The organism is Pseudomonas sp. SJZ077 (genome assembly GCF_007993905.1).
Classification (GTDB): domain Bacteria; phylum Pseudomonadota; class Gammaproteobacteria; order Pseudomonadales; family Pseudomonadaceae; genus Aquipseudomonas; species Aquipseudomonas mandelii.
In genome coordinates this window covers 62,717-76,418 of sequence record NZ_VIUJ01000016.1, presented here as the reverse complement: position 1 = coordinate 76,418, position 13,702 = coordinate 62,717, and the positions used below count along the sequence as shown (strand labels likewise).

Below are 13,702 nucleotides of genomic sequence, written 5' to 3'. Positions count from 1 at the left end.
TGTTTCGCCCCTCTCTCCCCCCCTACCGGGGGCGGGGCGGGCCCGCTTCCGCCTGGCCCCGGCGGTGGTTGGGGGTGGGGGTTTTTGGGGGGGGGGCCCCCCCCCCCCCCCCCACAAAAGCTCGCTCCCACAGGGGAGGTATCAGCGCTGGACGGTTTTACTGGCCGCAGCGCTGTTGTCGTGGATCAACTGAGTGATCATCGCGTCGGCCTCGGCCAACTGACGGTCGTAGACGTTGGTGCTGAAGGACGCCTTTTGCGGCGGCTGTTGCGCCAGCACCGGGCCGCTCTGATCGCGCAGGTTCACATCGACCTGAGTCGACAGGCCGACCCGCAATGGATGCTTGGCCAGTTCTTCGGCGTTGATGTGAATCCGCACCGGCACCCGCTGCACGATCTTGATCCAGTTACCGGTGGCGTTCTGCGCCGGCAGCAAGGCAAACGCGCTGCCGGTACCGGCGCCGAGGCTGTCGATGGTGCCGCTGAACTTCACGTCGCTGCCGTAGAGGTCAGCTTCGATATCCACCGGTTGGCCGATGCGCATGTCACGCAGCTGGGTTTCCTTGAAGTTGGCGTCGATCCACAGCTGATCCAGCGGAATGACCGCCATCAGCGCCGTGCCCGGCTGGACGCGCTGGCCCAGTTGTACCGAGCGTTTGGCCACGTACCCGGTGACCGGCGCGATCAAGGTGCTGCGGGAATTGTTCAAGTAGGCCTGACGCAATTGCGCGGCCGCCGCCATCACGTCCGGGTGCGACGAGACCACGGTGTCATCCACCAAGGCGCTTGTGGTTTTCAGTTGCTGTCTGGCGTTGGCCAGGGCGTTTTGCGCTGAGGTGAGGTCGTCGCGAGCGTGGGACAGCTCTTCCTGGGAAATCGCCCCGCCAGCGGCGAGGTTTTTCCGGCGATTGAAGTTGTCCTGAGCCTTCTGCACTTCCGCCTGCTGGGCGTTGACCTGGGCTTTCATGCCGTCGACGTTGCTGTACAAACCGCGCACCTGACGCACGGTGCGCGCCAGGTTGGCCTGGGCACTTTGCAGACCGACTTGGGCATCGTTCGGGTCGAAGTTGATCAGCACCTGGCCTTCATGGACCAGGTCGCCATCATCCGCGCCGATACTGACCACGGTGCCGGTGACCAGCGGGGTGATTTCCACCACGTTACCGTTCACATAGGCGTCGTCGGTGCTTTCGTTCCAGCGCCCGTAAAATTCGTGATATCCCCAGACGGCGACACCGGCGAGGATCACCACGATCGCGAGCACCACCAGCATGACTTTGCGTTTGCGCGGGTTGCTGGTGTCAGGAGCGTTGTCAGGGGTTTGTGTGTGTTCTGCAGTGGCCATGACCAATACCTTGAATTAATTGTGCTGCGTGGCTGGGAGTGCGTTGGCTGCGGTCAGGGTTTCGCCCTGGAAGCCGCCGCCCAGCGCCTGCATCAGTTGGATCGACAGGTCGATCTGCTCGGCATTCAGGTTGGCCAGCTGGCGCTGGGCCTGGAGCAATTGCTGCTCGATGCTGAGCACGTCCAGGTAGTTTCCGATGCCGGAACCGTACCGCTGGACCACGGTGTTGTAAGAATCCTGGGCAATGTCGGTGGCGTGTTGCTGCGCCCCGATCTGCCGGCCGATGTCGCGCAACTGGTTGATGGTGTCACTGACATCACCCAAGGCTTTCACCAGGCTTTTGTTGTACTGCGCCACCGCGAGGTCGTAATCGGCGTCGCGGGAATCGAGGTCGGCACGCAAGCGGCCGCCGTCGAAAATCGGCACGGAGATAGTCGGCGCAACATTAAAGAAACGGCTGGCCGAACCAAACATCGCATCTCCCAACAACGATTCGGCACCGGCCGCGGCGCTCAGGTTGAGGTTGGGGTAGAACTGGGTCTTGCCGGCGGCGATGTTCTTGCTCGCGGCCTCGACCCGCCAGCGCGCGGCGACCAGGTCTGGACGACGACCGAGCAACTCGGCGGGCAATACCGATGGCAATGCCACGGCGCTGGCTTGCAGGATCTTCGGCCGGGCGATTTCATTGCCGCGATCCGGGCCTTTGCCGAGCAGCACGGCCAAGGCGATTTTTGCGCTTTGCAGGCGTTTTTCGGCGTCGATCAGGCTCGCTTCGGAGCTGGCTTCCAGGCTTTCGGTTTGCTGGAACTGGTATTGGCTGTCGATCCCCGAGCTCAGGCGGCGCTGGCTCAGTTCAAGCATTTGTTTGGTGCGCTTGAGGTCTTCATTGGCCAGGTCATAGACGATGTGCGCCTGCCCCAAGTCGCTATAGGCGCGGGCGACATCGGCGGACAAGGTCAATTGCGCGGCCTGCTGATCGACTTCGGCCGCACGGGCCTCGCCCAATGCAGCTTCCCAGGCATCCCGCTGACCGCCCCAGAGGTCGAAGTTGTAATTGAAACTGGCGCCGATGTTGCGCACGGTGGAATACGTACCGCCCTGCCCGCTCGGGTCTTGATCTCGTGCCAGGCGCGAACGGCTGACTCCGGCGCTGGCATCGAGGGTCGGCATCCGCGCGGCATCGGCGGCATACGCGGCGGCGCTGGCCTGGTGGGCGCGGGCGTCGGCGATCTGCATGTCGGGGCTGTCGTGCAGGGCTTCGCGGATCAGGCCATTGAGCTGTGGATCACCGAGGCTTTTCCACCAGTCGCTTTTCGGCCAGGCCGCGGGCGACAGAGTCACGCCGCTGAGGGATTGCCCGGCCTTGAGGTTTTTCGCATCAAGGCTGACGCCTTCGGTGTTCAGGCCGCTGTAACTGGCGCAACCGGCCAGGGTCATGGCCGCCAGCACCAGGCTCAGGCCGGCACGCAGCGTTTTACTGCTCATTTGTCACCTACCCGCAGCAAGGTGATCGAGTCACCGGCTGCCACAAGGATTTTCTTGAGGATCTGCTCCAGGGTTTTCAGCTCATCCGGGGTGATCGCGCCGGCCAGTTCATTCATGGCGTCGGCGCCGATCTCCGGCAGACGGTCGGTCAATTGCTGGCCTTGCTCGGTGAGCACCAGTTGCACCTGACGGCGATCTGCTTCGGAACGTTGGCGGGCGAGAAAACCTTTCTGTTCCAGACGGTCGAGCATGCGAGTCATCGAACCGCTGTCCAGCGACAGGTGACGGCACAGCTCGGCCGGGGTATCGACGCCGAACTGGGCCATGATGATCAGCACTTTGAACTGCGCGGCGGTGATGCCGTGGGGCTCCATGTGCGTGTCGATGATCCGGTCCTTGAGCAGCGCAGCGCGCCCGAGCAGGAGGCCGAGATGGCACGTGTGGAATTCGTCTGGGGTGAAGTGTTTCATCTGGCCACCAATTAGCTGCCTAGGCAGAGAATGTATGACGAGATGTTACTGCCTAGGCAGCGAATGTCAACGTAATAGTTAGGAAGCTTTCTATTTGGTCGATAAATGGCTTACGAAAAAAATTGCTTCGGATCGATGACCGCAGCACGCCCATCGCGAGCAGGCTCGCTCTCACAAGAGTTCGGTGTGATCTCTGTGGGAGCGAGCCTGCTCGCGATGGCAGCGACTCGGTTTGGGAGAAGACGGCGGTTTTAGAAGTCCCGCTTGTAGAAGATGTCCAGCGAACTGGCCACGCCGCCGGCGGCTTCGAGGTAGACCTTTTTGCTCAGTTTGTAGCGCAAGGCAATGGTGTTGGCCGGCTCGAACACGCCCACGCCATAGCGCAGGCTGAGCTTCTCGGAGATATTGCCGCTGGCCACGACGCTGGTGGTATTGCCGCTGCCCTGGGTGTCGAGCTGGAAATCCTGAATCCCCAGGTCGTTGGCCAGTTTGCCGGTCACTCCCGAACTGCCCATCAACCCCAACCCGAGCGCAGCCTGGGCCAGCATGTTGTTGTCTTCACCGTTGGTGCTTAGCGGACGCCCCAGCACCAGATAGGACAACGCCTGCTCCTGACTCATGGCCGGCTCGGAGAAGATCTGCGTGGTCGGCTGCTCGGCGCTGCCGCTGAGGCGAATACCGGCGATCACGTCGTCGGTCCGCCGAATGGCTTCGATGTCCAGGTACGGCTGGTCAATCGGGCCGGCGAACAGCAGCCGCGCACGGCGCACCGTCAGCCGCTGTCCGTACGCCCGGTAACGCCCGTCGTTGAGCCAGAGTTCGCCTCGGGTGTCCATGTTGTCGCCAATGTGCACATGCCCTTGCAGGTTGGCGGTCAGGCCAAACCCGGCGAAGCTGAGTTTGTCCTCACCCACCACCACGTCGATGTCCATTTTCATGGTCAACGGCGGTTTGCCCTCTTCGGTCTGCTGGCCGACGATCACCGTGTCATCGGAAACCTTGACCGTCGACGGCGGCAACTCGCGCACGGTGATTTCGCCCTTGGGCACCCGCACTTTGCCGGCGATCGCCAGTTGCTCGTCTTTTATCGAGATCTTCAGGTCCGGCGCCACTTCGAGTTTGGCATAGGGTTCGACGGTGACGGGCAACTGTGAGCCCTTGAGCGTCAGGTCCACCACCAGCGCCTGGCCCCAGGCGATGTGGCCGTTGAGACTGCCCTGCCCGGCCTTGCCGCTTTTCCAGCCGCCGTTCAACTGCACCGTTTCGCCGGCGATCTGCGCTTGAAGCTGCAAGCCCTGCAACTCCATCGGCAATTCAGGCCCGGACACTTCGCCATCGCTGAGCAGCAGATTGCCGTTCACCTGCGGTGCCAGCAGATCGCCGGACAGCGTGCCACTGCCGTTCAAGCGCCCGGTGAGTTTCTCGACCATTGGCACAAATGGCCGCGCCACCGACAGATCCAGGCCACTGAGACGGAACGAGCCGGTGAGCGGTTTGTTTTTCAGCAGCGGATTGATCTGCGCCTGCACCCTCAGTTCGCCGAGCTTGCCGACGACGAAATTGAGGTCGGTGTCGATGCGTTTGGGCGTGAGTTTGCTGGTGAGCTTCAGGGTCTGGTACGGGAAGTCCAGCCACTGATCCTTTTCCTTGATGCGCAACGTACCGCCGCTGGCATCGACGCTGATCTGGCCGTTTGGGCCGCTGGCCGGCAGGTCCAGTTGCAGGTCGGCATTGAGCCGGCCCTTCCAGGCGAAATCTTTCGGCAACCATTGCGCGAGGCTTTCGATCGGGAATTGCTTGAGGTGATAACGCAGCTTCGGTTCCGGCATCAGGCGCTGGTCTTCGCCACACAGACTGGCGGGGCCGGACATCCAGCAATGGGCGCCGAAGTTGATCTTGCCGTCCGCCAGCCGTTCAAGTTTCGCCGGGCCTTGCAGCTTCCAGTCCTGACCGCCGGCCTGGATATCTCCGCTGGCCAGGCGTCCGCGCCAATTGCCCTTGTCCAGATTACCGTCCAGCCCGAGCGCCAGTTTCAGTTTCGGACCTTGCAGATCGAGGGTGAGTTTCTGGTTCTTGATATCGCCCTGGCCGCTGGCGGTCAGCGTGCCCAGCGAGGTGTCGCCGGCCTGGATGCCGCTGCCTTTGAGGTCGATTTTCGCCCGCTGCGCGCCATCGAGGGTCGCGTCCAGGTTCAGGCTTTGCAGACGATTGTCTTCGAAAGCCAGCTGCGTGCCTTGCAGCCCGAGCTTGCCTTGCGGTGCCTTGAGCGTGCCGGCGACATCAATGCGGCCGTTGAGCTGTCCGCGCAGTTGCGGCCAGAGTTGGGCCAGACGTGGCAGCTTGATGTCGATCTGCCCGGCGAGCTTCTGTTGCAGACTGCCCTTGCCGGTGATGCTGTTGTCACCGAGGCGGATTTGCAGCGCATTGAGGTTCCATTGTTCACCGCCGCCGTCGGCCTTGGCCTGGATCACCGCCGGTTGGCCGCGCAGTTTGCCTTTGAGGTCGAGGTCGGCATCCAGGCTGAGTTTTTCATTCTTCATCTCGCCTTTGCTGCGCAACGGTCCGGCCAGCGTCCCCGGTAACTCCGCGACCCAATACGCCGGGTTGATCGCCGACAGATCGAGCGCGGTGTCCCAGCCGATGCCATCGGCAAACTGCAGGTTCAGATGCCCGATGGCTTTGCCCTGCCCGGCTTCGAGTTGAATCTGTTGCAGATAGATTTTCGTCAGGTCGCCGCTGAACGGGCTTTCGAGGCTGAACGCACCTGCCGGGCCATCGAGGGCCGATTTGAAGTGACCGATGTATTTTCCGTCGGTGTAGGAGACTTCACCGTTGAAGCGGCGCAACACCACTTCTGGCTCGTCGATCAACGGATAGAGACGGTGCCACGGGAAATCCAGCCAGTCGATCTTCGCATCGGCGCTCAGGCCTTTGGTCCAGTCGAGTTTGCCGGTGAGCTTGAGTGATTGCTTGTCGTTGGCCGTCAGGTCGAGGGCAGCAATCTGCGCGCTGCTGGCATCGACCTTGCCTTGCAGCACCAGCGCCACCGGGCCTTTTTCAGCGGGCAGCGTGGCTTTGCCGAGCAACTGGTAACCGTTTTTCAGGTCGCCGTCACCGGTAAGCTCGAGTTGATTGAGTTGCAAGGTGTCCGGCAGGTCGGCGCTGGGTTTGAAGCCGTCGGCGGTGATCCGTACTTTGGCCGGAAGGTTGTCGACCAGCGGTTGCAGCTCGCCGGTCAGTTGGCCATTCAAGTAACCGCTGCTGTCGGCTTTAAGATTCAGGGTTTTCAGCAGGTCGCCGTCCACCTTCAACGCCAGGCTCCAAGGCTCGGGGGCCGGCAGGGTCAACGTACCTTCAGCCTTGAGCGGCCAGTTGCCGCTGGGTTGCAGCAGGCCTGACAGGTTCAGGCTGAGCTCGTCACGCTGCAACTTCACCGAGTCGATCTGCAAGCCTTGCACCGTCCAGTGCGCGGCCAGTTGCAGGCCTTTGAGTTCTTCGCTGCCGTTGAACAGCAGACTGCCGACTTGCACATCACCCAATTCGATCGCCAGGGGCAAATCCAGATCCGGGAGCGTGATTGGCCCGCCGTTGTCTTCTTCGTTGCCCGGCGGGAATTGCAGGCTGACCTGATCGGCCTTCAATTGCTCGATGCACAAGGTCATGCGCATCAGGCACAACGGCGACCAGGCGAATATCGGTTTGCTCAGCTCAACCCGACGGGTGTCCTGCTGCCACACCAGATGATCGGCACTCCACTGCCCGCCCAATCGGCCCTGGAAATTCTCCACGGTCAGGCCCGGCACCCAGCCGAGCGCCCAGCGACTGCCCGCCGCAGTGCCCAGCACCGTGGTCACGGCCAGAACGACCAGCATCAGCAGCGCCGGAATCGCCAGCAGCGTTATTTTCAAACCACGCTTCACAGCTCGGGCCCCATGGAAAAGTGCAGTCGAATGCCGCCGTCGTCGTCCATCGCGTGGGCCAGGTCGAGACGAATCGGCCCCACCGGGGACACCCAGCGCACGCCGATGCCCACGCCGGTCTTGAGGTTCGGCAGTTCGAGTGTATTGAAGGAGTTGCCCTGGTCAACGAAGGTCGCGACCCGCCATTTTTCGGCGACGGAGTACTGATATTCGACGCTGCCGGTGATCATATAGCGGCCACCGATGCGGTCGCCGTCAGAGTTTTCCGGGGACAGGCTTTGATAGTCATAGCCGCGCACGCTCTGATCGCCACCGGCAAAAAAGCGCAACGACGGCGGTATCGATTTGTAGCCGTTGGTGGCGCTGCCGCCGACCTGAACCCGACCGAGGAAACGGTGCTTGTCGAAGACCGTGGTCAAGCCTTTGACCAGCGCCGTGCCGTAGATCAGGTTGTTGTCGGACCCCAAGCCTTCCTTCGCCACTTTGCTCTCGAATTCCAGGCGATAGCCATTGTGCGGGTCGATGCGGTTGTCGCTTTTCAGGTAGGAATAACTGACGCCGGGCATCAGCAGGGTACTGAGTCCGGAGTCATCCCCGAGCCGGTATTCCTCGCGTTGCCACTTGAGCGAGACCACGCGCTGCCAGCCACTGGGCAACTTGCTGTGCCATTCGGGGCCAACCGTCAGGAGTTTGCTCAGGGAGTCCTTGTCGGCGATTTCTTCGTTTTGATAACCACCGGCAAAACGCAATTTGTCGGTCAGCGGCGGGTCCAGGGGAATGTCGTAGAACACCCCGACGTTCTGCCGTGGCGCCGATATTTCGGTCTCCCAGCCATAGCTGTGCCCTTGCGGGTTGACCCAGTGCCGGGTCCAGTTGGCCTTGACCCGGGGACCGACGTCGGTGGAATAACCCAGCCCCAGGCCCATGGTCCGTGGTTTGCGGGTTTCGAGTTTGACGTCGACCGGGATCACATCGTTCTTGGACGCCGTCGGCGCCGCGTCCACCCGCACGCTTTCGAAATAGCCGCTCGATTGCATCGCCTGATTGAGTTCGGCAATCAGTTCAGAGTCATAGGGTGCGCCTTCCTTGAACGGCACCATGCGCCGCAACAAGTCTTCGTCGAACGGCGTATCTCCCTCGAAACTGACCTTGCCCAGGGCATAACGCGGGCCGCTGTCATAGACGAGGTCGATGTCGGCGACACCGGCGCGTGGGTCCACCGACAACGTCTGATGCGTGAAGTGGCCGCTGAAGAAACCGTAACGCGAGGCCTGATTCTGGATCATTTTCTTGGCGTCTTCATAACGGCCATGGTTCAGCACCGCGCCGGTTTTCAGCGCAGCGCTTTTGGGGACACGAAAGGATTTGAGCGAGGCCGCCGGGCCGTCGACGCGAATCGTGACATTGCGCAAATGCACCGGCTCGCCAGGATCGATGTTGAGGATCAGGCGCGGCGTCTCGCCGCCCTTCACGTCGCTGTCGATCTGCGGCTGGTAATAGCCCAACGCCTGGGCGGCCTTGCGCGCCTGTTCCTCGGCGCCACGACTGAAGCGCAGCAAGGCTTCTTCGTCACGATCGCCGAGGCTGCCGATATAGCCCTCTATATTGGCTTTCAGTTCATCGTTGGACGGTTTGATCCGCACATCCAATTCACTTTGCGCCAGTGCCGCGCAGCTGGTGAACAGCATCAGCACGCCACTGGTAATTCTTCCTGGAAACTTCATAGGCGCGGATGCTATCACGAGCTTGGGAGCGTGATAGAGCCTGGCATGCAGTGAAAGTTCTACCGAAAGTTTACGTTTATGCCGTTGCTGTTTGTAACACCTGGGGATTGGCGTGGAAAAATACGTGTTCGCGGATCGGTCCTACCGCTACCTCGCCGATTTCCTCGTAGCCCTGACGCTTATAGAATTCCAGATAACGAGGATTCCCGGTGTCCAGAATCACACCCTGGGAGGTTTCATCCACGGCACACCAGTTATGCACCGCTTGCAGCAGTTGCTCGCCGAAGTGTTTGCCCTGGAACTGCGGGTGAATCCCCAGCAACGGCAGGACATGCACCGAGTCGGACGGCACACAAGCGGCAACGGCAGCGTGGTAATCGAGGTAACGACGGGTACAACGGAAACCGGCGCTGAGCACCATGCGCAGACGCCAGGCCCAGCTTTCGGTGATGCCCAATCGACGTTGCGGTGGAGCGATCAGGGCGATGCCGATCAGGCGGTCGTTGACCAGCAGGCCGATGGCCGGCAGATCCTGAAGAAAGTGTTGTTTGACCAGTTCCCGCACGGTCGCTCGCACACGGTGCTCATAGCCGGGACGTTCGGCCTCGAACAAATAGCCGAAGGTCGGTTCGTGCCGGTAAGCGTGGTAAAGCAGGGAGCGCGCTTCGTGGGCATAGCCGCTGTCGAGCATGTGGATATCGGCAATGGCGGTCGAGGTTTCGGGCATAACGGTAGATCTCCCCGGGGCGCTGCTCAAAATGGCGGCGCTCTTATTGGTACGAGCCTTTGGGTGGCAATACAGTTCCCCCACAGGTATAGACCAAGGCGGGCTCTTCATCGACTGGACGGGCCTCATCGCGGGCAAGCCACGTTCCCACAGTTTCTGTGGCGTACACAAAATTTGTGTCCGCTGGAGAACCTTGCAGGCGTGGCTTGCCCGCGATGAGGCCCTGACTGCCAATACAGATCTGACAGAACACAGTGAATCCCCTCACCCCAACACTGGCCCGATTCCCACAGGTCAGCTAGCATCGCCCTTTTGCCAGGACTGCCGACCATGAAGATCGTCTCCTTCAACATCAACGGGCTGCGCGCTCGCCCGCATCAGCTGGCGGCGCTGATCGACAAGCACCAGCCGGACGTGATCGGGCTGCAGGAAACCAAGGTTCACGACGACCAGTTCCCGCTGGCCGAGGTACAGGCGCTGGGTTATCACGTGTATTTCCACGGGCAGAAAGGCCATTACGGCGTCGCCCTGCTCTCGCGCAAAGAACCGATTGCCCTGCATAAAGGCTTCGCCACCGACGACGAAGAGGCCCAACGACGCTTCATCTGGGGCACGTTCGCCGACGCCAATGGCGTGCCGGTGACCATCATGAACGGCTATTTCCCACAGGGCGAAAGCCGCGATCACCCCACCAAGTTCCCGGCCAAGGAGCGTTTCTACGGCGACCTGCAGCAGTTGCTGGAAAGCCAGTTCAGCAATGAACAGCCAGTGGTGGTGATGGGCGACGTGAACATTTCTCCGGAAGACTGCGACATCGGCATCGGCCCGGACAACATGAAACGCTGGCTGAAAACCGGAAAATGCAGCTTTCTGCCGGAAGAACGCGAGTGGATGGCCCGCTTGAAGAACTGGGGCCTGGTCGACAGTTTCCGTCACTTGAACCCGGACGTGGCCGACCGGTTCAGCTGGTTCGACTACCGCAGCCGCGGTTTTGAAGACGAACCCAAGCGCGGGCTGCGGATTGACCTGATCATGGCGTCCCATGGGTTGTTGCCGCGCGTCAAGGATGCGGGAGTGGACTACGAACTGCGTGGGATGGAAAAACCATCGGATCATGCGCCGATCTGGCTTGAGTTGAGCTGATTCCCCCAGGCTTTACACAGATCAAATTGTGGGAGCGAGCCTGCTCGCGATAGCGGACTTACATTCAATACAAGTGTTGACTGTTAAGCCCTCATCGCGAGCAGGCTCGCTCCCACGCCTAGTGACTGTCATCTTTTAGAAATCTAACTGACTTATTCTCCCGGCACTTCCTTTGGCCAAACAAGGTGCCGGCATGACGCTGTGCAGATCGTTCCTGTTGATGCTGTGTGCCTGTTTGCCCTTCACCACCTCAGCGGGCGATCTGCCGACGCCCGAAAACAGCCCCGTCCTGCGCATCCAGGGTTCCAACACCATTGGCGCCGCGTTGGGGCCGGCGCTGGTCGAAGGACTGATGCGCGAACAAGGCTTGCTCAAGGTCCGCAGTGAAGTCCCGGACAAAGCCAACGAACAACGTATCGTCGGCGAAACGGTTCAGGGACGACGGGTGATAGTGGACGTCGCGGCTCATGGTTCCAGCACCGGGTTCAGCACCCTCAAAACAGCATCCGCCGACCTCGCCGCCTCGTCACGCCCGATCAAGGACAGCGAACGAGTCGAGCTCAAAACCCTGGGCGACTTCAAAAGCCCCGGCGCCGAACAAGTCATCGCCATCGATGGCCTGGCGATCATCCTCCATCCGCAAAATCCGCTGAACCAGCTCAGCACCGACCAATTGGCGCGAATTTTCAGCGGTGAGGCAAAAACCTGGGAAGAGCTCGGTGGCAGCGGCGGGACAATTCACCTGTATGCGCGGGATGACCAATCGGGCACCTACGACACCTTCAAGGAATTGGTCCTCAGCCGCCGCGGGAAAACGCTCAACAGCGCCGCGAAACGCTTCGAATCCAGCGAGCAATTGTCCGACGCCGTCAGTCTGGATCGGCAAGGCATCGGTTTTATCGGTTTGCCCTACGTGCGCCAGGCCAAAGCCGTGGCGATTGCCGATGGCCAATCCCAGGCCATGCTGCCGCTCAACAACCTTATTGCCACGGAAGACTATCCGCTGTCCCGGCGGCTGTTCTTTTACCTGCCGCCCACCGGGAAAAATCCTTGGGCACAAGCGCTGGTGGCGTTCGCGCAAAGCAGCAAAGGGCAGGAAATCGTCGCAGCCAATGGTTTTATCGCGCAGACCGTCCAGGCCATGACGGTTACGCCAAATGCACTGATGCCCGAGGGATACCAGGCACTAAGTCGCCACGCCCAGCGGCTGTCGGTGAATTTCCGTTTCGAGGAAGGCAGCGCGACGCTGGACAACAAGGCCCGACAAGACTTGTCGCGGGTGCTCGACTATATAAAGCAGCACGATAAAACCAATCGGCAGGTGACGCTGGTGGGATTTGGTGATGCCAAGAGCGATCCGGCGCGTGCCGATCTGTTATCGAAACTGCGGGCCATGGCGGTGCGGCGGGAACTGGTGAAAAGCGGCGTGGTGTTTCGCGAGATTCGCGGCTTTGGCGCCGAAATGCCGGTGGCGGCGAATAGCGCGGATGAGGGGCGGATCAAGAATCGGCGGGTAGAGGTTTGGGTATATTGAGTCAGATGTTGCTGTGTTGAATGGGTCGACGCCTTCGCGGGCAAGCCTCGCTCCTGCAGAGAATAGTGATCCCTGTAGGAGCGAGGCTTGCCCGCGAAGAACGATGACGCTGTTTTACTGCCCGCTACGCATCATCTCTTTCGGCACATACTTGCCGATCTCGAACTTGCCGATTGCCGCGCGGTGCACTTCGTCCGGGCCATCGGCCAGGCGCAGAGTGCGTTGCATCGCATACATATAGGCCAGCGGGAAATCGTTGGAAACCCCTGCCCCGCCATGCATCTGGATGGCCCGATCGATCACCCGCAGGGCCACGTTCGGCGCGACGACTTTGATCTGCGCGATCTCGCTCTTCGCCACCTTGTTACCGACGGTGTCCATCATGTACGCCGCTTTCAATGTCAGCAGGCGTGCCATGTCGATTTCCATCCGCGAGTCGGCGATCTTGTCGATGTTGCCGCCCAGGCGTGCCAACGGTTTACCGAACGCGGTGCGGCTCACTGCACGTTTGCACATCAACTCCAGCGCACGCTCGGCCATGCCGATCGAGCGCATGCAGTGGTGAATCCGGCCAGGGCCAAGGCGACCCTGGGCGATTTCGAAGCCGCGTCCCTCGCCCAGCAGGACGTTTTCATACGGCACGCGAACGTTTTCAAACAGCACTTCGGCGTGGCCGTGAGGCGCGTCGTCGTAGCCGAACACCGGCAACGGACGAACGATCTTCACACCCGGGGCATCCACCGGCACCAGAATCATCGAGTGCTGGGCGTGGCGTGGCGCGTCAGGATTGCTCAGGCCCATGAAGATCAGAATCTTGCAGCGCGGGTCGCAGGCGCCTGAGGTCCACCACTTTTTACCGTTGATCACCCACTCGTCGCCGTCACGCACAGCGCGGGCAGCCATGTTGGTGGCGTCGGATGAAGCAACGTCCGGTTCGGTCATGGCGAACGCCGAGCGGATCTCGCCGCGCAGCAGCGGTTCGAGCCAGCGTTGTTTCTGTTCTTCGTTGGCGTAACGCACCAGCACTTCCATGTTGCCGGTGTCCGGTGCGGAGCAGTTGAAGGGCTCAGGACCGAGCAGCGAGCGGCCCATGATTTCCGCCAATGGCGCGTATTCGAGGTTGGTCAGGCCGGCACCGAGTTCGGACTCAGGCAGAAACAGATTCCACAACCCTTCGGCCTTTGCCTTGAGTTTGAGCTCTTCCATGATCGCGGTCGGCTGCCAGCGATCGCCTTCGGCGACCTGGCGCTCGAACACGGCTTCGGCGGGATAAACGTAAGTGTCCATGAACGCGGTCACGCGCTCACGCAGTTCCTGAACCTTGGGCGAATAAGCGAAATCCATGAGCAATTACC

The 13,702-nt window shown here is 61.1% G+C and carries 9 protein-coding genes; 2 read left to right on the top strand and 7 right to left on the bottom strand.

Features of this window, described 5'->3' with window-relative positions; all coding sequences use genetic code 11:
* Positions 1–141: 141 nt before the first annotated feature.
* The 6 genes from FBY01_RS22305 to FBY01_RS22280 form a co-directional block, all read right to left on the bottom strand.
* A complete protein-coding gene (locus tag FBY01_RS22305; RefSeq protein ID WP_077749768.1) occupies positions 142–1,344 on the bottom strand; it encodes an efflux RND transporter periplasmic adaptor subunit in 1,203 nt (400 codons plus the stop codon).
* Between the two features lie 15 nt (positions 1,345–1,359).
* Positions 1,360–2,829, bottom strand: coding sequence for an efflux transporter outer membrane subunit (locus FBY01_RS22300; protein ID WP_077749767.1), 1,470 nt, complete (start codon positions 2,827–2,829; stop codon positions 1,360–1,362).
* Entirely contained in the window at positions 2,826–3,299 is a 474-nt protein-coding gene (locus tag FBY01_RS22295) for a MarR family winged helix-turn-helix transcriptional regulator (protein WP_010458806.1), read from the bottom strand. Before FBY01_RS22295 ends, FBY01_RS22300 begins: the two co-directional genes overlap by 4 nt.
* Positions 3,300–3,550: 251 nt before the next feature.
* The gene (locus FBY01_RS22290; protein WP_145309577.1) at positions 3,551–7,219 is read right to left on the bottom strand and encodes a translocation/assembly module TamB domain-containing protein; all 3,669 of its coding nucleotides are present in this window, start codon (positions 7,217–7,219) and stop codon (positions 3,551–3,553) included.
* Entirely contained in the window at positions 7,216–8,943 is a 1,728-nt protein-coding gene (locus FBY01_RS22285; protein WP_145309575.1) for an autotransporter assembly complex family protein, read from the bottom strand. Before FBY01_RS22285 ends, FBY01_RS22290 begins: the two co-directional genes overlap by 4 nt.
* Before the next feature lie 76 nt (positions 8,944–9,019).
* Complete coding sequence (locus FBY01_RS22280; RefSeq protein WP_010458800.1) at positions 9,020–9,670, bottom strand: N-acetyltransferase; 651 nt, start codon at positions 9,668–9,670, stop codon at positions 9,020–9,022.
* A 330-nt stretch (positions 9,671–10,000) separates the two neighbouring features.
* Between FBY01_RS22280 and xthA the strand changes: the two genes are divergently transcribed.
* Positions 10,001–10,813: an exodeoxyribonuclease III gene (gene xthA / locus FBY01_RS22275; protein WP_010458795.1), complete on the top strand. Its 813-nt coding sequence runs from the start codon at positions 10,001–10,003 to the stop codon at positions 10,811–10,813.
* Positions 10,814–11,006: 193 nt separating this feature from the next.
* Positions 11,007–12,347, top strand: a complete 1,341-nt coding sequence (locus FBY01_RS22270) for a substrate-binding domain-containing protein (protein ID WP_077749764.1) — start codon at positions 11,007–11,009, stop codon at positions 12,345–12,347.
* Between the two features lie 114 nt (positions 12,348–12,461).
* Here the strand turns inward: FBY01_RS22270 and FBY01_RS22265 are convergent, their stop codons facing one another.
* A complete protein-coding gene (locus FBY01_RS22265) occupies positions 12,462–13,691 on the bottom strand; it encodes an acyl-CoA dehydrogenase (protein WP_010458791.1) in 1,230 nt (409 codons plus the stop codon).
* Positions 13,692–13,702: the final 11 nt, after the last annotated feature.

Bases quoted from the DNA above. Each gene is read 5' to 3' on its own strand.
- FBY01_RS22300 (WP_077749767.1), bottom strand. From the start codon at position 2,829: ATGAGCAGTAAAACGCTGCGTGCCGGCCTGAGCCTGGTGCTGGCGGCC.
- FBY01_RS22280 (WP_010458800.1), bottom strand. From the start codon at position 9,670: ATGCCCGAAACCTCGACCGCCATTGCCGATATCCACATGCTCGACAGC.
- FBY01_RS22270 (WP_077749764.1), top strand. From the start codon at position 11,007: ATGACGCTGTGCAGATCGTTCCTGTTGATGCTGTGTGCCTGTTTGCCC.
- FBY01_RS22305 (WP_077749768.1), bottom strand. From the start codon at position 1,344: ATGGCCACTGCAGAACACACACAAACCCCTGACAACGCTCCTGACACC.
- FBY01_RS22265 (WP_010458791.1), bottom strand. From the start codon at position 13,691: ATGGATTTCGCTTATTCGCCCAAGGTTCAGGAACTGCGTGAGCGCGTG.
- xthA (WP_010458795.1), top strand. From the start codon at position 10,001: ATGAAGATCGTCTCCTTCAACATCAACGGGCTGCGCGCTCGCCCGCAT.
- FBY01_RS22285 (WP_145309575.1), bottom strand. From the start codon at position 8,943: ATGAAGTTTCCAGGAAGAATTACCAGTGGCGTGCTGATGCTGTTCACC.
- FBY01_RS22295 (WP_010458806.1), bottom strand. From the start codon at position 3,299: ATGAAACACTTCACCCCAGACGAATTCCACACGTGCCATCTCGGCCTC.